Origin of the sequence: Photobacterium sp. GB-50 (assembly GCF_003026755.1) — a bacterium.
GTDB lineage: Bacteria > Pseudomonadota > Gammaproteobacteria > Enterobacterales > Vibrionaceae > Photobacterium.
Genome location: NZ_PYNX01000002.1, coordinates 222,827 through 243,641, shown reverse-complemented (window position 1 = coordinate 243,641; position 20,815 = coordinate 222,827). Strand labels below are relative to the sequence as shown.

General features: G+C 40.2%; 14 protein-coding genes and 1 pseudogene. 4 read left to right on the top strand and 11 right to left on the bottom strand.

Annotated features, from left to right (window positions below; translation table 11 throughout):
- Positions 1-296 precede the first annotated feature (296 nt).
- Positions 297-841: pseudogene (locus C9J41_RS03800) on the bottom strand (anaerobic C4-dicarboxylate transporter family protein); the annotation flags it as partial.
- Positions 842-912: 71 nt separating this feature from the next.
- Positions 913-1,956, bottom strand: coding sequence for a metal-dependent hydrolase (locus C9J41_RS03795; RefSeq protein WP_107294239.1), 1,044 nt, complete (start codon positions 1,954-1,956; stop codon positions 913-915).
- Positions 1,957-2,162: 206 nt separating this feature from the next.
- Here C9J41_RS03795 and C9J41_RS03790 point away from each other — a divergent pair, with 206 nt between their 5' ends.
- A complete protein-coding gene (locus C9J41_RS03790; RefSeq protein ID WP_107206186.1) occupies positions 2,163-2,489 on the top strand; it encodes a hypothetical protein in 327 nt (108 codons plus the stop codon).
- Between the two features lie 42 nt (positions 2,490-2,531).
- Here C9J41_RS03790 and yhjD read toward each other — a convergent pair whose 3' ends face one another.
- The 5 genes from yhjD to apbC form a co-directional block, all read right to left on the bottom strand.
- Positions 2,532-3,491, bottom strand: coding sequence for an inner membrane protein YhjD (gene yhjD / locus C9J41_RS03785; protein WP_107206185.1), 960 nt, complete (start codon positions 3,489-3,491; stop codon positions 2,532-2,534).
- 168 nt (positions 3,492-3,659) lie between these two features.
- Positions 3,660-5,852, bottom strand: coding sequence for an AsmA family protein (locus tag C9J41_RS03780; RefSeq protein ID WP_107294238.1), 2,193 nt, complete (start codon positions 5,850-5,852; stop codon positions 3,660-3,662).
- 230 nt (positions 5,853-6,082) lie between these two features.
- Positions 6,083-6,676: a dCTP deaminase gene (dcd, locus tag C9J41_RS03775; protein ID WP_107206183.1), complete on the bottom strand. Its 594-nt coding sequence runs from the start codon at positions 6,674-6,676 to the stop codon at positions 6,083-6,085.
- Between the two features lie 124 nt (positions 6,677-6,800).
- The gene (gene udk, locus C9J41_RS03770) at positions 6,801-7,445 is read right to left on the bottom strand and encodes a uridine kinase (protein ID WP_107294237.1); all 645 of its coding nucleotides are present in this window, start codon (positions 7,443-7,445) and stop codon (positions 6,801-6,803) included.
- A gap of 143 nt (positions 7,446-7,588) precedes the next feature.
- Positions 7,589-8,680, bottom strand: coding sequence for an iron-sulfur cluster carrier protein ApbC (apbC, locus tag C9J41_RS03765; protein ID WP_107245907.1), 1,092 nt, complete (start codon positions 8,678-8,680; stop codon positions 7,589-7,591).
- A gap of 243 nt (positions 8,681-8,923) precedes the next feature.
- Here apbC and metG point away from each other — a divergent pair, with 243 nt between their 5' ends.
- The 3 genes from metG to C9J41_RS03750 all read left to right on the top strand — a co-directional run bounded on the left by metG (position 8,924) and on the right by C9J41_RS03750 (position 13,778).
- Positions 8,924-10,969: a methionine--tRNA ligase gene (metG, locus tag C9J41_RS03760; RefSeq protein ID WP_107245905.1), complete on the top strand. Its 2,046-nt coding sequence runs from the start codon at positions 8,924-8,926 to the stop codon at positions 10,967-10,969.
- A gap of 451 nt (positions 10,970-11,420) precedes the next feature.
- On the top strand, positions 11,421-12,734 hold the full coding sequence (locus tag C9J41_RS03755; protein WP_107206179.1) for a dicarboxylate/amino acid:cation symporter: 1,314 nt from the start codon (positions 11,421-11,423) through the stop codon (positions 12,732-12,734).
- Positions 12,735-12,884: 150 nt separating this feature from the next.
- Complete coding sequence (locus C9J41_RS03750; RefSeq protein WP_233217624.1) at positions 12,885-13,778, top strand: hypothetical protein; 894 nt, start codon at positions 12,885-12,887, stop codon at positions 13,776-13,778.
- A gap of 45 nt (positions 13,779-13,823) precedes the next feature.
- Here C9J41_RS03750 and serS read toward each other — a convergent pair whose 3' ends face one another.
- The 4 genes from serS to C9J41_RS03730 all read right to left on the bottom strand — a co-directional run bounded on the left by serS (position 13,824) and on the right by C9J41_RS03730 (position 20,539).
- Complete coding sequence (gene serS, locus C9J41_RS03745; protein ID WP_107206177.1) at positions 13,824-15,131, bottom strand: serine--tRNA ligase; 1,308 nt, start codon at positions 15,129-15,131, stop codon at positions 13,824-13,826.
- A gap of 128 nt (positions 15,132-15,259) precedes the next feature.
- Positions 15,260-16,615: a replication-associated recombination protein A gene (locus C9J41_RS03740; RefSeq protein WP_279615362.1), complete on the bottom strand. Its 1,356-nt coding sequence runs from the start codon at positions 16,613-16,615 to the stop codon at positions 15,260-15,262.
- A gap of 88 nt (positions 16,616-16,703) precedes the next feature.
- Complete coding sequence (gene lolA / locus C9J41_RS03735) at positions 16,704-17,321, bottom strand: outer membrane lipoprotein chaperone LolA (RefSeq protein ID WP_107206176.1); 618 nt, start codon at positions 17,319-17,321, stop codon at positions 16,704-16,706.
- A 98-nt stretch (positions 17,322-17,419) separates the two neighbouring features.
- On the bottom strand, positions 17,420-20,539 hold the full coding sequence (locus C9J41_RS03730; protein ID WP_107294236.1) for a DNA translocase FtsK 4TM domain-containing protein: 3,120 nt from the start codon (positions 20,537-20,539) through the stop codon (positions 17,420-17,422).
- Between the last annotated feature and the right edge of the window lie 276 nt (positions 20,540-20,815).

Sequence of the window (20,815 nt, the reverse complement as noted above, 5' to 3'; positions counted from 1 at the left end):
CAAACAAAAAATCGAAAAATAACTAATAAACTATAAAAACATTTAAATACAAAAAGTTAAATACAATACATAAGAATTAGATCGTACAATTTGAAACACTTAATTATCAGCTTAATATTAATTATTCGACTTACAAATTAATAATACCTTATGGGAATCTATAATTCAGCGGTAATATTTTAAGGCAATCTTTAATAAAAAAAGGGACCCATCGGATACCTTTAAAATATCATAACCTCTTATTAAATAAGCACTTGTGCAATGGCATAACCAATACAGTAAGCTGATACAACACCAATAGTACGAATTTCCGACACCATCGCGACAATGACAATCATGATTAACGCTAAAATAAACAGTATCACCGCATGCATTGCAGTTTTAGGTAACTCTTCATTTAATGATGTTGAAGTCGTATGAAGAATTTGATCGCGCCAAACAGGATCGTTTAAACGACGTTGATACTCAGGATCATCAGCGATTTCTTTACCTCGACGCAAGCTATGCAGTGACAGTAATAACGTACCGACCAAGGTCGCAGGTACAGTTACCATCAAAATAGATAACAGGCTGATTGATTCATTAATGCCCGAAAATTGAGCAAGGTAATACACCACAGCGGCAGAAATAGGACTCGCCGTGATCGCTAATTGCGATGCGACAAAAGATGCAGCCATTGGTCGCTCAGGACGAATGCCATCTTTCAAGGCAACATCACCAATGATTGGCATAATGAGTACACTGCGTAACCAATACCTAGCATGAATGTCATCACGTAAGAGACTAATAGACCTACGATAGTCACACGCTATGGATTGCTACGTAGAATACGCTCTGTAACTCGCACAGCGAAAAAAGCCGATTAGCATTACTACATCAACACATAAGAAAACAGTGAAAGAAACGTTATAGTTACGTTTTTATAACAATGTTACTGGGGCATTCATTGATCTGGCATAGATCGGCATTCACATCTTGGCTGCCTAATAGCCGTAACCATAATGCAGAAAGGTGTTTGGGTTGCACTTTTCGCTCCTCCATTTTTATCGGTGCTATTAATTGCCAACCTTGCTGCGGTGACTGCTTGGCAACGATAAAACGAAATGGCAAATATTCGATTAATCCTAACCGCAGATCTGTCACCACTAATTGATCATCAATCGTTTGATACTGAACAAAATCACTAGCAAACTTAGTTAGCATTGCAACATGCTCTGAGGGCTGTTTTAACGGTAACGTGCCTCGCTCTCGTTGCACCCATTGTATAGGGTAACCATCATCATCTTTTGGATCGAGCAAAGATGAAAAGCCCTCATAATATTTATCATCATCAAGAATAATAAACCGCCAAAGTACCGTATTAAACGGGGTTGGGCTGATAAACATGGGCTGATTGGCTAACGGTGTGTGCTTTAACTCTTGTTCAATACGGTGCTCAATAACCTTATAAGCAACAACTGACCATGCTAAGTAAATCGTTGAAACGATTAGTCCAATACTACAGAGTTTTGCCATTTTCTCTCGCCACATCAAGCTTGCAATCAGCATGATAAGCAAAGGCAATGTATAGAGTGGATCGATAATAAAGAGACTCGATACCGCAACGCTGTTATCTAAAGGCCAAAACAGTTGCGTGCCATAGGTAGTAAATGAATCAAGTAATGGATGAGTGATCAAACATGCGGCAACTAAGAGCCATAATCGACCAAATGATAATACCGTAGGTCGATAGTGATGCCATAATGTAGTGAGTAATAAAGAGAACGGTAACAACACAAAAAGTGAATGGCTAAAGCCACGATGCTTCACCGTATCTGAAATAGGATCACCATAATCAATAAAAACATCTAAATCAGGTAACGTCCCTAACGCAGCACCAATCAATAATGTTTTAGGCTTACAGTGGCGTCCTGCTGCAACAGATGCCCCTAGTGCAGCTTGAGTTATTGAATCCACATACACTCCTTGTATTTAGCTTCATATCTAGCATGAAATATAAATACATAATCATTATTAATATATTAATCAGTTAACTATACCATGACAAAGTTATTACATTACGCAGTCAAACGGTACTTCTACCTTCAGTAATATGACACTACTGATATAGACAGGGATGTAGTTCGCATATCTGGCGTTGTCAGTCTATTAAAGGTAATAAAATGAAAAAAACTTGTCCTTGCTGTCAGCATAAAACCTCAGTACCAACACTCAACCAAGATACCCTCTCTTTTACCTGTGAGAGCTGTGGCATCCATCTACAACATAATGAAAACCAAGTGTTCGGCTATAGCATCGCATATATTGGTATTGTTAGCCTTGTTTTACTTATACTCAATATCAATGCCTTTATTGCCATCGCTACTGCAACAGTCAGCTATGCCATGATCCGCCGTAAGTTCATTGAACCAAGAATTGGTCTTCAAGTTAGCCAAATCAGTCATTTCCTAAAACAACTCAATATTGCACAATGTAATAAAAAAGGATGATATAGCGTCATCCTTTCTTGTATTCATCACAGAATAAAGCCGTTATTCTTCATCAGTGATCGGCGTAATACGATGTTCATTCGCTGTCGCAATCCAAGCGGCACAAAATAATGTCAAACGCGCAAAGAAATAGAAAAATGCCATTAAGCCTATAATTGAACCAAACGCGGCACCTGATGGTGAGCTTGCCAGTTTAGGTAACATGAATGTCATAGCAAACTTAATTGCTTCAAAGCCTATCGCGGCAAGTAATGTTCCTTTCATCAGTGCCCTACGATTAAAACGACGCTTAGGTAACATCCAAAAGATCCATAAAAACATAAGATAGTTAGCACAGATCGATATTGTTAAAGCTGTTGCGGTAAGAGCAGGGCGTAACCAAGTAATATTTTCTAAACCTAGCGCATTAACAATTGTTGCTTGTGCAGAGCCTGCCACTGACGTTAGTACAACAGTAAAAATTAATGCGCCCACTAACCCTGTCAGTGCGACAAAATCTTTCACATATTGCAGTAAAAAATGATCTTTATCTTCAGGTTTGCGTTCCCATACATCACGGGTTTGTGCTCGAATGGCTTCACGTAAATTCCCCATCCAACTAATACCAGAATACAAAGCAATGGCTAAACCACTTAAACCGACAGTTGTACGCTGACTAATAGCAATATTAACAGTGTTTTTTAATGTCGTTGCTAAGCTTGGATCAGTAACACCTGCAACTATTTTATCAATAATGCTATTTAGTAATGAGGCATTAGAGGCCAATATAAAACCCGCTGCTGCAAACAACACCATTAAAATAGGGATAAGGGATAAAAAAGAGAAATAAGTGATTGCTGCACCAAACTGACTCCCCAAACGATCATTAAAGCGATCCGCAGCACGGATCAAGTGATCAATAGGAGGCAAGGCTTTTATTTTATCGACCACAAAAGTAACAATCGCCATTACTTTTGACATCAAGGTTGTTTTTTCATCTGTCGACGTCGGTTTATCTATCATAATTCATCATCATGGCGTCATTCATTTATCAAGTGACAGTAATCACTGCTCACCGTCTTACTATAAAGTCGCCATTTACTTTTTAGTATCAAATACATATAAAATAGAAAAGGCTTGCCTTAATAAGCAAACCTTTTCAATAATAACGTGACCAATATAAAAATATTGTTAATTAAACAAACCTTTAAGCAATTGATCCGCTACATTTTTAATCTTCTCGTCTTTGGCTTTATCACCCAATAGCTTTTCAAGACCTCGGTTTAGCTCTTTCTTCGCTTTTTGCTCTAATTCGCTATTTTGCTTAAAGAGATTTTTTAAATCTAATTGGTATTTAGGCTGCTGCCATGTGCCTTTTATTTTAATAGGAACAGTAATCCCTTTCAATTCATCTAACCCTTTACCACTTGCTACAATAGCAGTATCAACAGAAAAGTTTAATGACTCATTATTTAAATTAGTCGTACCACGACCATTGATATCAAGTAATGGTGAAACAAGGTGAAGATTGTCGATCTTTGCTTGGCCTTGCCCTAATTGCAACAATGCCGTTAAAGAAGAAAAATCTGTTTTCTTTTGCTTCTGACTATCAGATAACTTTTCACCTTTTAGACGGGCTTTTGCTGAACGGATCATCTCTGATATATTCACTCCATAAACAGCGCCATCGGTTAAATTCACATTAATCGTACCTGTACTGTTATTTTTCAAATGTTGTGAAGATAAGCCTTTACCTGCAAGATTGGCGATAATATTTGCACGTCCTGCTAACTGCTTATTATTAGCAACATCTTCCAATAATGGCTGGATTTCAACGCCTTTTATTTGATTATGTAATTGATAACTCGCTAAAGGTGTATTAACGTTCAATTGTGCTGTTCCACTCACAGTGCCTTTATATAAATTTGCCGTGAACGAATTTAACTTTGCAATCCCATTTTGAATCACAACCGACAGTTTCACATCAGACAAGTGTGCATGTGAGATAGTGAACTTTTTCGCCATTATCGTTCCGTCAACATCAATACCTTTTAGTACTGAAAGATCCGGCTCTTGTATTGCAGAGGAAGTATTTGATACCGATGGTGAAGAGGTTTGTTGTGACGTTGACGAAGCAACTTCGGTTGATGTGTTATTCGCAGCTTGATCTGATACTGCAGGCTTTTCCGATGAAACCTGGCCGTGCTGCTTGTTTAGCCAGTTATCAAGATTAATATTATCGCTAGATAAATTAAAACGGATCACAGGAACATCACGGTTGATAAAAGATACATCTCCCATTAACGCTAGTTCATCTGCATTTGCATTGAGTTTTGATAACGTCGCTGTTTTTGTCGTTATATCATAACTAGCATTGGTTTTTATGTTTACCTGCATCTTAGGGCGAGGTAACGCTTTTCCTGACAATGCATTATCTATTGAAAGATTCTCTAACGTTAGAATATTTCTATCCGACGACAATTTAAACTGGGTCTGCCCTTTGGTAACAAAAGCCAACTCAGGTAATTGACCATCTATATTTAAATTAACCGTTGCCCATTGACCATACTGAAAATGATCCAGCGTTACTTGAGCATGTTTTATCTCTGTTTTTCCATCTTGGGCCGTCAGAGATACATCTAGATTTTTTAATTCAGCCAATTGATATGCAGAAGACAGATTCAACTCGGTACTGCCTTTAGCTGCAAATTTTAGCGCATTTGCACTGCCCGAAATATCAAATGTCGCTTTCGTCCATGTATTTGGTGTCAGTTTATCTAAGGTGAAATTCACCTTATTTAACGCTATATTCGAACCGATTTTGTCATTTATAATATCAACACTAGCATTGATAAGTTCAACCCCAGCAAGAGATATTTTCCACGGTTGTGTCGTTACCTTTGATGCCGTTGACTTCTCATCCTGAACCTTACTAACAGCATCTTTATTAGCTTTTGATGATGTAGAGTCATTCACTTCTTTAGTTGATGACTTTTCAGTTAAGCCATCTAAATTACTACGACCATCTTTCAATGTTTGCACAAAAACATGCGCACCATCTAAACGCACTTTACCAATATCAAGCTCATGAGATAAAAGCGGTAATACGGAAACAGACAACTCAGCTTGCTTAAATTGAATCAGGTTTGGCTGAGCAAAGCCTTGAGGGTTATTTAACGTTGTTTCCCCCACACTTAAGCCTAATGTTGGGAAAAAACGCCAGTTAATATCGCCGCGAATATCCAACTCACGCCCTGTTTGCTTTTTTACTTGCTCTGCAATCACAGCTTTAAACTGATTGGGATTGACTAACGTGACAAGGGCTGTGATCCCAAGTACAACGACGATAATAATACCGATTAAAACATACAGTAATTTTTTCATACTACCCTCTTTCCCTTGCACCCATTATCACGATGAGGAATCTGCATAAGAAATATAAACAATTAAAATATAAGCTTAATGTTATTAAGCTCTGCGTTATGACAATGATTTATAATGATAGTTTCGCCCTAAACATCATAGTAATACCATCAGGCGATAAAATATCACACATAACAAAAAGGCAATCACTATGGATTGCCTCTTAAAATATAGATTATTGATGATTGAAATTAACTCTCTTTATCATCTTCATTAATACGACTAGCTACTGCACCTTGCTGATATTTATATTTAGCGTCAACACGTTTATTATACGGTTTTTCAGCTTCACCAGATAAGGTTTCAAAACTTAACGCACCAATTGGCATATGTGGACGCAATGCCAGTGGTAAGCGTCCTGAATTATAAAATTCAAGTACGATACGACCAGACCAACCTGGATCGATACGGTGTGCAGTAACGTGTACCATTAGACCTAAACGTGCTAATGATGATCGTCCATCCAACCAACCTACGATATTGGCAGGTAATGTCACTGATTCATGCGTTACTGCTAAAGCGAGTTGTCCTGGATGAAGGAAAAAGGCTTCTCCTTCCTCAACAACAATTTCATCACTCATAACTTTATCAAGTTGCGTTGCTACATCTTCTTTCTTTCCAGAAAGGTCGATAAAGGGTGCACCATGATCATTAAAAATACGGAAGTTATTACCAAGGGTCACATCAACCGTTAAACCACTAATACAGTCATCTGCTGGACGTGGCTCGATATTGATTTTTCCTTCATCAAGGTACGCCTTGATATCCTTGTCACAAAGTCTCATTTGAGCTTTCTCCTGAATAACAAAACACACGTATTATCAATAAAATAATACCTGTGTAGGCAAATCTTAACAGGGTTTCCCGAAAGATAAAAATAAGGCTGGCAAAGGCCAGCCTTATAAAAAATTAAGAACGTAACAACTTCGCTATATGCGCTTTAAGTACGTCGATAGCAATTCGGTTTTTACCACCGCGAGGAACGATGATATCAGCATATTGTTTTGACGGTTCAATAAATTGCATGAACATAGGGCGTACCGTCTTTTGATACTGAACGAGTACTGATTCCATAGTACGACCACGCTCTGCAACATCACGCTGTAGACGACGAAGTAGACAGATATCAAGTGGTGTATCCATAAATACGCTAGCGTGCATGATCTCACGAAGGCGTGGATCTGTAAGCAGTAAGATACCTTCCAAAATGATCACCTTCTTTGGTGTCATTTGCGTGGTTTCTTTCATGCGAGTATGTTCGCTATAGCTATACTGAGGTACTTCTACTGCTTCACCCTTTATTAATTGCTCTAGGTGATCACAAAGTAAATCATGATCAAGCGCATTCGGGTGATCATAGTTAGTTTTGACCCGCTCATCCATGGTCAGGTGGCTTTGATCGTTATAATAGCAATCTTCCGTAATAACACCGATCTGATGATCGCCTACTTTTTCTTTTAGCTCTTTGTATACAGTACTGGCAATCAGACTTTTACCGGATGCAGAAGCACCTGCAATACCAATAATAACGCATTGGTGTGAATTTTCAGACATATCAGAAGGCACCTGTTAGACCACGTGGCGAGATAAATAATTAAACCGCCTGATTATAAGCCGTTGTTATGCCAGATGCCAACAAAAATGAGACATCTAGCACATTTGAGCAGAGAGCGGGCAAAGACCGTCTCATATTTTTGTTACATAGTACGAATTGTAATCTGCTCTACCGCCGTTTCACCTTGCCAGTACAAACGACTCGCAACAGTCGCGGCTAATTCAATATAAGCCATCGCTTGCTCAGAGTTAGGAGATACTGCCACAGTTGGTTTACCGTTATCAATATCTTGACGTACCTTAATATCAAGTGGTAGCTGCGCTAATAATGGCACTGAATATTCTTGTGCCATTTTTGCTGCACCACCAGTACCGAAAATATGCTCTTGATGACCACAGTTACTACAAACGTGGTAACTCATATTCTCAACAATACCCAGTACTGGCACATCCACTTTATTGAACATACTAATACCTTTAATGGCATCAGCTAGGGCTAAATCTTGTGGTGTAGTAACCACTAACGCCCCTGTAACAGGAATTTGCTGAGATAACGTCAGTTGAATATCACCGGTACCCGGTGGCATATCAATCACAAGATAATCAAGATCAGGCCACCATGTCTCATTAATAATTTGTGCTAACGCTTTTGAGGCCATAGGACCACGCCAAATAGTTGCACTTTCCGCAGGTACAAGGTAACCCACTGAATTGGTATATAACCCGCATGATTCAATTGGCAGCATCATTTTGCCATCTGGCGATTGTGGCTTTTGATCCATGGTGCCTAACATCATAGGAACAGATGGGCCATAGATATCTGCATCAAGTAATCCAACTTTAGCTCCTTGTTGCTGAAGACCTAAAGCTAAATTAACTGACGTTGTTGATTTACCCACACCACCTTTCGCCGAACTTACTACGATAATATTTTTCACACCACGTAATGGTTGCTTGTTCTCAACAGCCAAGGTAGCCACTTTTGCGCGTACATTAAATGTCGCATTTGAAGGAATAACACCAGTATGTTGCTCGCTGGCAATCCACTGTTCAAGCTCATTAACCAATGTAGCCGCAGCAAAAGGAATCGTGATGGTAATTAAACCATCTGCAGAGATAGAGACAACATTGGGCATATCCGCCCACTCTGAATTCAAAAGAGAATGCTCAAAATGATTTAGCCATTGGCATATATCAGCAACATTCTGAAAACGATGAGTTACATCGTTAGTCATAAGTTAACGCTCCACATAATTATTATCAAACGAGCAACAATTTAACCTTTAGTTAGTCATTTAAGAGCTTGTTGCTGCGCTAATTTTACTTGTTTTACTTAATGCTACCACCAAAGCATAAAAACTGCCCGATTTCACAAGCTTTTAAGCAGATAAAACCGTATCTGATGCTAGGAATAACGACAACCATCAGGTAGTATTTACAGCTACGTTTTTTACCCATCATGAGCGAAATAAGTAATTATGGCTGCCAATCCAAGAAAAATTCTGGTTACCTGTGCCCTACCGTATGCTAACGGTTCTATCCACTTAGGTCACATGCTTGAGCATGTACAAGCGGATATTTGGGTTCGCTATCAGCGCCTACGCGGCAACGAAGTTCATTTCATTTGTGCCGACGATGCACACGGAACTCCAATCATGCTTAAGGCCCAGCAGATGGGTATGGAACCTGAGCAAATGATTGCCGAAGTGAGCAAAGAGCACCAAGCTGATTTTGCTGGCTTTGATATTGATTTTAGCAACTACCACAGCACACACTCACCAGAAAACCGTGAGTTAGCATCTTTTGTATATACCCAGCTAAAAGACAATGGCTTTATTACTAGCCGTACTATTTCTCAGCTTTTTGATCCTGAGAAAGAAATGTTCCTCCCTGATCGTTTCGTAAAAGGTACATGCCCTAAGTGTAAAGCCGAAGACCAATACGGTGACAACTGCGATAACTGTGGTGAAACATACAGCCCAACAGATTTAATCAATCCAAAATCAGCCGTTTCTGGTGCTACACCAGTCATGAAAGATTCTGAGCACTTCTTCTTCGACCTGCCTCAATTTGAAAGCATGTTAAAAGAATGGACTAAATCTGGTGCTCTTCAAGAAGAAACCTCGAACAAGATGCAAGAGTGGTTCGAGTCAGGACTGCAACAGTGGGATATTTCTCGTGACGCTCCTTACTTCGGCTTTGAAATTCCAGGTGAGACTGGCAAATACTTCTATGTATGGCTGGACGCACCAATTGGCTATATGGGTTCATTTAAAAACCTATGTGACAAGCGCGACGATCTAAACTTCGATGAGTTCTGGAATAAAGATAGCTCAACAGAGCTATACCACTTCATCGGTAAAGACATTGTTTACTTCCACAGCCTATTCTGGCCTGCGATGCTAGATGGTGCAGGGTTCCGTAAACCAAACAATGTATTCGTACACGGCTACGTAACAGTAAACGGTGCGAAAATGTCGAAGTCTAAAGGCACGTTCATCAAAGCCGGCACTTATCTAAAACACCTAGATCCAGAATGTCTACGCTACTATTACGCTGCCAAACTAAACAGCCGTATTGATGATCTGGATTTAAATCTAGAAGACTTCACACAGCGTGTTAACAGTGATGTAGTAAACAAGATTGTTAACCTTGCATCTCGTAATGCAGGCTTCATCGCTAAACGTTTCGATGGCAAGTTATCTGATAATTTCGTTGAACCTGAGCTATATGCAGAATTCGTTGAAGCCGCTGATCGTATCGGTGAACTATACGAAAGCCGTGAATACGGTCGTGCAATTCGTGAAATCACAGCACTTGCTGATAAAGCAAACCAATATGTTGATGAAAAAGCACCTTGGGTTGTTGCGAAACAAGAAGGTAAAGACCAAGAGTTACAAGAAATTTGTACTGTGGGTATCAACCTATTCCGCGTGCTAATGGCTTATCTGAAGCCCGTCATGCCAAAACTGACTGAGCGTAGTGAAGCATTCCTAAACGAAACACTAACTTGGGAAACAATTGCCAAGCCGCTAACAGCTCACGAAGTAACGAAGTTTAAAGCTCTATTTAATCGTATCGATCCTGCACACGTTGCAGCAATGGTTGAATCATCGAAAGAAGAAGCTGCAGCAGATAAAGCCGCTGCTGAAGCCGCTGCAAAGCCAGCAAGCCCTTTAGCTGATGAACCAATTGAAGCTGAAATCGAATTTGACGATTTTGCTAAAGTTGATATGCGTATCGCTAAGATTGTATCTTGTGAAGAAGTACCAAAGGCAAACAAACTGCTTAAATTCCAATTAGATATTGGCGGTGAAATGCGCCAAGTATTCTCTGGTATTAAGTCAGCTTACACACCAGAAGAGTTAGTGGGCAAAATGACTGTTATGGTAGCTAACCTGAAGCCTCGCAAAATGAAATTCGGCATGTCTGAAGGCATGATCCTAGCAGCGGGCCCTGGTGGTAAAGATCTTTGGATCCTAGAGCCACATGAAGGTGCGCAGCCAGGTATGCGTGTAATGTAATTTACACCTCACCTATATATAGAAGGGCACTGTATGTGCCCTTTTTTATTGTCGCCGCCCCATTACTACTGGATATAAACTCATATTTTTAGAATAAAAATTCAAACAAGAGCCAATAAAACATTTTAATTTTATAAAATAAATATTAGTGAAATAGCTTAATCCTCTGAAGTAGTACTATTTTCTTACAGAATGAGAGTAAACAACGCCCACTAGGTAGAGTTATATATAAGATAAAAGCGTGACCAACCCGATATAAAAACCACTCAAATGTTAAAATATAGTTAATATTACCCTTATTTAACTTTAAATAAATATAAAAAACGTGACTCAAGCCATATAGTTAATATTTGATCGTATTTTTGCTTTGGTTGAAACATTGAAGTGCTGATAGTCTCTTTGTGGCTCTGATATATAGATGGACAGAGTGAATAATTATAAGGAAAATTCAATGTCAACGACAAAGAAAAAAATGTCCCTCACCTCCCGAGTGATCCTCGGTATGGTACTGGGTATTCTAACAGGATTTTTAATTCGCACCTTTTTAGCTGATATCTCTTTTATCCACGAATACATCGTTAACGGTTTGTTTGATGTAGGTGGCAAAATTTTCATTGCCAGCTTAAAGATGCTTGTAGTACCTCTTGTCTTTGTATCACTGGTTTGTGGTACTAGCTCATTAAAAGATATTGCAACATTAGGCCGCCTTGGTGGTAAAACAGTCTTGTTCTATCTTGCAACAACTGCCATTGCTATTACCCTAGCGCTTTTCCTTGCTAATGTTTTCCAACCAGGCGCTGGTGCAGATTTAAGCGCAGCAACAACATTTGCCGCAAAAGAAGCACCAACGCTAGGTAGCGTTATTGTCGGTATGTTCCCAACTAACCCAATAAGCTCTATGGCAAATGGTAATACTCTGCAAATTATTGTCTTTGCCGTATTATTCGGTATCGCAATTAGCGCTGCGGGTAAACCAGGTGAACGTATTGCTGAAGTTTTCAAAGATCTTAATGAAGTGATCATGAAGCTTGTAGCGTTGCTAATGAACATTGCACCATTCGGTGTGTTCTTCCTAATGGCTAAGCTATTTACAGGATTAGGTCTAGATGCAATCTTTAACCTAATTAACTACTTCTTAGTCCTTGTTGCAGCGCTACTTATCCACGGTTTAGTAACATACAGTGCGATGCTAAAGATCTTTACCGGTCTAAGCCCTATTACTTTCCTAAAGAAAATGGAAGATGCGGTGATGTTTGCTTTCTCAACGGCATCATCAAATGCAACGATTCCAGTTACCATGGAAACAGCAACCAAACGTCTTGGCGTAAATAATAAGATTGCTTCATTTACAGTACCGCTAGGTGCAACCATTAATATGGATGGCACGGCTATCATGCAAGGTGTCGCGACAGTATTTATTGCTCAAGCGTTCAACATTGACCTAAGCATGGGTGACTACATTGCCGTTATTGTAACTGCAACACTAGCCTCTATTGGTACTGCGGGTGTTCCTGGTGTCGGCTTGATCATGCTGGCCATGGTACTAAACCAAGTCGGTCTTCCGGTTGAAGGTATTGCAATCATCATGGGTGTTGACCGCCTACTTGATATGATCCGTACCGCTGTCAATATTACTGGTGACTCTGTAGTAACATGTATTGTTGCTAAGAGTGAAAACGAGATTGATATTGAACGCTTCAATGATCCTGCTGCTGCAGTTAAAGATGAAGAAGTTAAATTTCATCCTCTAAAGCAAAGCTCATAATTCGGTCATTCTCATTGTATAAGGCGCCTTTATGGCGCCTTTTTTATTTCACTATTTTGGTGCACTTGAACCAAGTTAGCTCACAAGACACCGTTACACCATATTTAACTTGTTGTTTTAATTAAAATATATTAACGGCATGACGATTGCTTGCTTACTAAAAGAATAAGAGTAATTAAAGGGCTATTTATGTGGTTGATCATAGCTGCTATTATTTCACTATTAACGATTGGATATATCACTTGGAAAACAAATAAAAATAACACCCAATTACAACTACAATTTGATCAAATAATGCAGCTCAGAGAACTGATACAATTTATTCGTTATCACCGCCGCTATTGCCATCAAAAAATTATAAGTAACAATATGGATAATAAGATCCATGAATCTGTTAAGCGTAAAAGGCATGCTTTAAAACAAACACTCTCAATATTAATTTATCAAGCTGACACCAATCACAAACCGATGTTTCGGATATTGAGACAAGAAATACAGCGTTTATTTACAGATTGTCCTCACTACTCTTTACAGCGCAGCCAAGCCGTACATGGCAGAATTATTCGACACATTATGTATCTGATTGATGATGTTATTAGTTCTAGCTTGCTTACAGCCGAAAAAGACACCACTTTCGAACATTATCAAACCGCTTGGCCTATTACATTAAATTCACTGGATAGTTTAAATAGATTCCGCTGGACGATTGAACACTGTCCTTTAGAAAGCAAAAGCTATGCGCGCGAGTTAGAAATGCATGTAAAAATGATCCAACGAAGGCTTGGGCAGATATCGATGATAAGCCAACAGACGCCACCTGTTTGGCCTATTGAAAAGCTCCTACAAAAATTTCATGAAATACAATTTCATAACCAAGATAAAAATAAACTTAAAGAAGAGCTTTATCTTTATTCAATTCAGATCTCAGACACTATTTTCCAGTTCTTCGATCTTATTATCAATGATATTGCTGATGATCTTGCTATAACAGTTCCAAACATAACGACATGTGCCATTAATTTTGATCACAACAAGCAGACATAAAAAAACCCAGCACGATGGCTGGGTTTTCAAACGACAAATCAGTGATTAACCGATGTGAGTCATACCGTTCATGTACTTACGAAGTACTTCAGGGATCTCGATACGACCGTCAGCCTGCTGATTATTTTCTAAAATAGCAACCATTGTACGACCAACAGCAAGACCAGAACCGTTTAATGTGTGTAGAAGCTCAGGCTTCTTCTCACCTTTACGACGGAAACGTGCTTGCATACGACGAGCTTGGAAATCCCACATGTTAGAACAAGAAGAAATTTCACGGTACGTTTCTTGAGCAGGAACCCATACTTCAAGATCATAGGTTTTACATGAGCCAAAGCCCATATCGCCAGTACAAAGAACCACTTTACGGTATGGAAGCTCTAGAAGCTGTAGTACTTTCTCAGCGTGACCTGTTAACTCTTCTAGTGCAGCCATTGAATCTTCAGGTTTCGTAATTTGTACAAGCTCAACTTTATCGAACTGGTGCATACGAATAAGGCCACGAGTATCACGACCGTAAGAACCTGCTTCAGAACGGAAGCATGGTGTATGTGCCGTCATCTTAACAGGAAGATCCGCTTCATCAGTGATGGTATCACGCATCATGTTTGTTACAGGTACTTCAGCTGTTGGGATCAATGATAGAACGCGAGGTTCTTCATCATTTACTTTTTCAGTTAAAGGCTGTGTATGGAACAAGTCTTCACCGAACTTCGGAAGCTGACCTGTGCCAAATAAGCTATCTGCATTTACTAGGTACGGTACATACATTTCTGTGTAGCCGTGCTCTTCGGTATGAAGATCAAGCATAAACTGTGCAATTGCACGGTGTAAGCGCGCAAATTGACCTTTCATAACGATAAAGCGTGCGCCGGTAATTTTTACAGCACTCGCAAAATCAAGACCACCCGCCATTTCACCCAGATCTACGTGATCTTTCACATCGAAGTCATAAGCTTTTGGTTCACCCCAACGAGAAATTTCTACGTTTTCAGACTCGTCTTTACCAACAGGTACAGAATCATCTGGGATGTTTGGTACAGATTGTGTAATAACATCAAGCTCCGCTTGTAACTCAGCTAACGCTTTTTTCGCGTCATCAAGCTCAGAACCTAGGTTACCCACTTCAGCCATAATACGCTCGGCTTCTTCGTGATCACCTTTCGCTTTTGCCTGACCAATCGACTTCGATCGCGAGTTACGTTGAGCTTGAAGCTCTTCTGTCTTCACTTGAAGGGATTTACGCTTCTCTTCAAGGTTACGTAAAGTTTCTACATCAAGGTTAAAACCACGACGCGCGAGTTTTTCAGCTGTTTCATCCAGCTCTGTTCGAAGTAATTTAGAATCTAGCATGCTAATCCTGTGCTCTTAATATTCTGAAATGCACGTTATTTAGACGATTTTTATCAAAATAGTCTGTAATTAGGAAGGCAGTTCTCACATGGAACTGCCAGTCGTTTAACGATACCCAAAAAGCCTTATTATTGGTAGCGCTTTAACGGGCTTTTTGCATCTAATGAAGCAAGATAATCCAACTTTTCGGATATTTTCATTTCTAAACCACGGTTTGATGGTTGGTAATAAACCCGATCACGGATTTCACGCGGTAGATACACTTCACCTGCCGCATAAGCCCCTGCTTCATCATGGGCATAACGATATCCTTCACCATAACCTAATTCTTTCATTAACTTGGTCGGCGCATTACGTAAATGATGAGGGACTTCAAAATCGGGAAATTCGCGCGCATCAGCTTTGGCAAGATTAAACGCCACATAAACCGCATTACTTTTCGCCGCACATGCTAAGTACACAATCGCTTGTGCTATGGCTCGCTCACCTTCATAAGCGCCAACACGGGTGTAACAGTCCCACGCAGAAACCGCGACTTGCATCGCACGAGGATCAGCATTACCAATATCTTCTGAAGCAATAGCTAATAGGCGACGAGCCACATATAGCGGATCACAGCCTGCTTGGAGCATACGTGCAAACCAATACAAAGCACCATCAGGATTAGAACCTCGAATTGATTTATGCACCGCTGAGATCATGTCGTACCAAAGATCACCTTTGTTATCAAAGCGCGCAACCTTTTCGCCTGTGACTTCCGCCAATAATTCGACCGTTATTTGCTTAATGCCTTCATCATCTTCTTCAGCCATATCAATAAGCTGCTCAAGATAATTTAAAGACATACGCGCGTCACCACGAACAAACTCAGCTAATTTTTCTTTAATATCATCCGCAAAGTGTAAATTCGTTTCAGTTACCCCTCGCTCTTTATCCGTTAATGCTTGTTCAATCACTTGCAAGATCTCATCATCCTCAAGTGACTTTAACTTATAAACTCGAGCGCGAGAGAGTAATGCATTATTAAGCTCAAACGATGGGTTTTCCGTCGTTGCACCAATAAATGTTACAGTACCGTCTTCAATATGCGGTAAAAACGCATCTTGCTGACTTTTATTAAAACGATGCACCTCATCAACAAATAAAATAGTGCGACGTCCCGCCATTTTATTGTCACGAGCCTTATCAATTGCAGCTCGAATATCTTTAATACCAGATGTTACAGCAGACACACGCTCTACTTCAGCGTTGGCATAATGTGCAGCGACTTCTGCTAATGTCGTTTTTCCTGTACCCGGTGGCCCCCACAAAATCATTGAATGTAGTTGCCCGCCTTCTAAGGCTCGACGTAAGGGTTTTCCTTGCCCCAAAATATGTTGCTGACCGATATATTCTTCTACTGTTCGAGGTCGCATTCTTGCGGCTAGCGGCCTGAAATCAGAAGAAAAATCAAGGCTGAAGTTATTCAAAATAACCACTCCCATAAACAGAAAAAGGTGGCTAACAGCCACCTATACAATTTAGATAAACAATACATACACGCTAACTCATAGCATCATATCGATTGTTTTTTCATTGACGTTGGTCATCCAGTTCTACCCCTTTCGGTGGCGTAAACTTAAATAAGTCTGCTGCTGGTGTAGTACGTGTAAATTTAGATAATGTGTAGTTACTGCGTTGCCCGTCACTCTCAACTACAGAGAAATTACGCACTTGACCATCTTTAGATACTGTCACGATAAACTCTTTCATCGAAGAGGTTTTATCTTTCGGCGTTAAGGTAAAAGTATCTACTAATTGCTTCACATTATAACGCGACCAGTCTTTTTCATTATTACGTGTTAACAAAACAAACGGTGTTTGTTCTGTTGCATCTTTTAGCCACATTGCCGTGACCTGTTCAACGAATGGGCTGTAATACCATACTGTTTTACCATCGGAGACTAACAAGCTTGCATCCGGTGTTTTAGTATCCCAACGGAATAAATTAGGGCGCTTAATGGATAAATCGCCAGTCCCATCAACCAATATTTCACCGTCAGGACTTATCACTTTCTGAGTAAAGTTAGCACTAAAGGCATTAACTTTATCAAGTCGGCTACTTAATGCTTGTTGTGGCGTAGCCCAAGCACTTGTTGTTGCAAGCATTGGAACGGCAACTAATATACTTAGCCATAACTTTTTCATCATATTCGCTTACCTCTATTAAAGTAAACCGCCGAACATACTATGCGCAGCGGTTTAAATTACGCTATAAATTTACTGACAGCAAGGTGTCGGTTTATTCATTAATCGTGGATCTGTACTGGCGCAGGTGCTAGTACTTCTCGGTTTGAATTGTGCCCCGGTGGACTAACAATGCCATGCGCTTCTAATTGCTCAACAATTCGCGCTGCGCGGTTATAACCAATTTTAAACCGGCGCTGAACACCCGATACTGATGCGCGACGCGTTTCAGTGACAAATGCAGCTACTTCATCAAACAGTTGATCGATATCATCATCACCACCAGTGGATGTTTCACCCGGCAATAGACTTTCTGAACCTTGGTCTGAGCTTAGAATACTATCTATATATTGTGGTTTACCACGCGCTTTCCAATCATTCACCACGTTATGTACATCATCATCCGATGCAAATGCACCGTGAACACGTGTTGTATGGCTTTGACCTGGTGGTAAGTACAGCATATCACCCATACCAAGCAAGGATTCTGCACCACCTTGATCAAGAATGGTACGTGAATCTGTTTTGGTCGATACCGTAAATGCCATACGCGTAGGAATATTTGCTTTAATTAAGCCGGTAATAACATCTACAGATGGGCGCTGAGTAGCAAGTACTAAGTGGATACCTGCCGCACGTGCCTTTTGAGCGAGACGCGCGATAAGCTCTTCAACTTTCTTACCAACAACCATCATTAAGTCAGCAAATTCATCGATGATAACCACAATACTCGGCATTTTTTCAAGTAATGGTGGGTATTCATCCATGGTATCGCCTGGCTGCCATAATGGATCATGAATAGGGAAACCCGCCGCTGCCGCTTCCTCTAACTTATCGTTGAAGCCCGCTAGGTTACGTACTCCACATTTCGCCATGAGCTTATAACGACGTTCCATTTCCCCAACACACCAACGCAAGGCATTGCCGGCATCTTTCATGTCAGTTACGACTTCCGTTAATAGATGCGGTATACCTTCATAAATAGATAATTCCAACATCTTTGGATCGATCATAATAAAGCGACAATCTTCCGGCTTACACTTGTATAGTAAGCTCAAGATCATGACGTTTACACCAACTGATTTACCCGATCCCGTCGTACCCGCAACCAGTAAGTGAGGCATTTTACTTAGATCAGCCACAACAGCTTCACCAGCGATATCGCTACCTAAAACAATCGGTAATGGACCATCCATATTCTGAAAACGCTCACTGGCGACCACTTCAGACATGTATACCGTTTCTCGACCTTTGTTCGGCAGTTCTAAACCAATATATGGTTTACCCGGAATAGCCTCAACGACACGTACAGCCATCACAGACAACGCACGCGCTAAGTCTTTTGCTAAACCAGAGATGCGACTGACTTTCACACCTGGCGCTAAATCTAATTCAAAGCGGGTAATAACTGGCCCCGGATAAATCCCTTTCACCTGCGCTTTAATTTTATAATCAACTAACTTAGATTCAATTAACGCAGCTGTCGCTTGCAGCTCTTCTTCAGAAGCAGGCTCCACAGTGCGACGCGCTGGTTGCAATAAATCTAATGTCGGCATTGGTGACGTTGGCGCCGGAAGATCAACTTCTGTTTGCATTAAAAACGGATTATCTAATCCAGCCAAATGCGCTTGTTCTTTTTGTAAATCACGAATATTTTGTAAAAACGCTTCCTGATCGGCTTTTTCTTTTTGTTCTGGTGTTAACGCTACCGCTTCACCACGCTCTAGTTCAGACATACCATCTTGCACACCAATTTCAATATCACTTCCAGGAACTGGCTGTGATGTTGTTGGTTGTGGAGCGACAACTTGCGACGCTACTGGTGTTGTCTGTTGAACAGACATAGATTCTTCAGCTTGACTTAGTTCAACAACATTCTGCTGTGAAGAATGATAAGCAGGAGCAGCAGTTACTGCTGATTCAGCCGCTTCAATTGCACTTTGCGTATACTCATCCACTGGAACAGTAAAATCTTCATTTTTATCCAGTTCACGTTCTAAATCCTCAATCGAAAGACCACGAGGCTGAGTAGCTGGCTGCTGAACTGTCTCTTGTTGCTGTTGAACAGGCTGACTTACAACAGGTTGTTGAACAGCTGCTTGTGGTTGTACCACTGGCTGACTTACAACAGGTTGTTGAACAGCAGTTTGCGGTTGTGCCACTGGCTGACTTACAACAGGTTGTTGAACAGCTGGTTGCGGTTGTACCGCGGGCTGACTTATCACAGATTGTTGAACAGCTGGTTGCGGTTGTGCCGCGGGCTGACTTACAACAGGTTGTTGAACAGCAGTTTGCGGTTGTACCACTGGCTGACTTACAACAGGTTGTTGAACAGCTGGTTGCGGTTGTGCCGCGGGCGGGCTGACAACAGGTTCACTCGTTTCTAACAACGGGTCACGTGTCACATCAGAATTCGGTCGAACAATCTTATAAGGTGAAGATTCGACTTCTTTTGCATTATTATCTAATGGTTTGTTATTAACATAAGATGATAATAACGGGTCATCTTCATCATCAACGTCACTTATGTGTGCCATGTAAGGCATTTCTGATTCATCAGGGATTTCGGTTGCAAAAGGTCGCATAACCTCATGTTTATCTGAGCGGAATTTATTTAAAAACCATGTTAACGAAGCAAGCGTCTTCTCACCTAATGTATCAACAATTGATATCCATGAAATACCCGAGAACAATGTAAAGCCAATAGCCCAAATAAACATTAATACTAATGTTGTACCAAGCACATTAAGCAATGGCATAGAGATGTTTGAAACAACATCTCCCACGACTCCACCCGATGAAAAGTACCAAATATCGTCAAAGTTTAAATCAGCAAGACCACAGCTAGTTAATAGCAATAAAATTAGACCTAAAAGACGAGTGCCGTAAACCATATAATCGTGAGATAAACTTTTTGAACGGCGACGAAATAAATAATAGCCAAGTAAGACTATTAAGGCAGGAAAAACATAGGCTAATGAACCAAAACTGAAGAAGAATGTATCAGCCACTAAAGCGCCAAACGCGCCAGCTTTATTCTGAACAACCCCTTCCCAAGCAGTTTGTGACCATGATGGATCTGCAGGGTTAAATGTTACCAATGCCACCATAATATAAATAGCAGCTAAAATACTGATGATTAAAAAACCTTCAACAATGCGTTGTGTACCTGACAAACGCATCTGGGACAGTTTTTTACCTTTAATTTTCCTCAAGGATAACTCCGATGTCTCTATAAAACTCAAAATTTTGCCAGAAATCTAAGACATTCATCGAATAATACTAATATCTATAGCCAAATGCGCTATAAAGTTTAGCTAAATATAAGAAATACAATGTCATTGTCTCAATGCCACTATTCTATACTAAATGCGTGCATTGTCTGTGTACCGAAAAAGCTTTTAGTGAAAAATTTTCTCTCGCCCCAGATAATAAGGTACAGATAGCTATTTTAGACG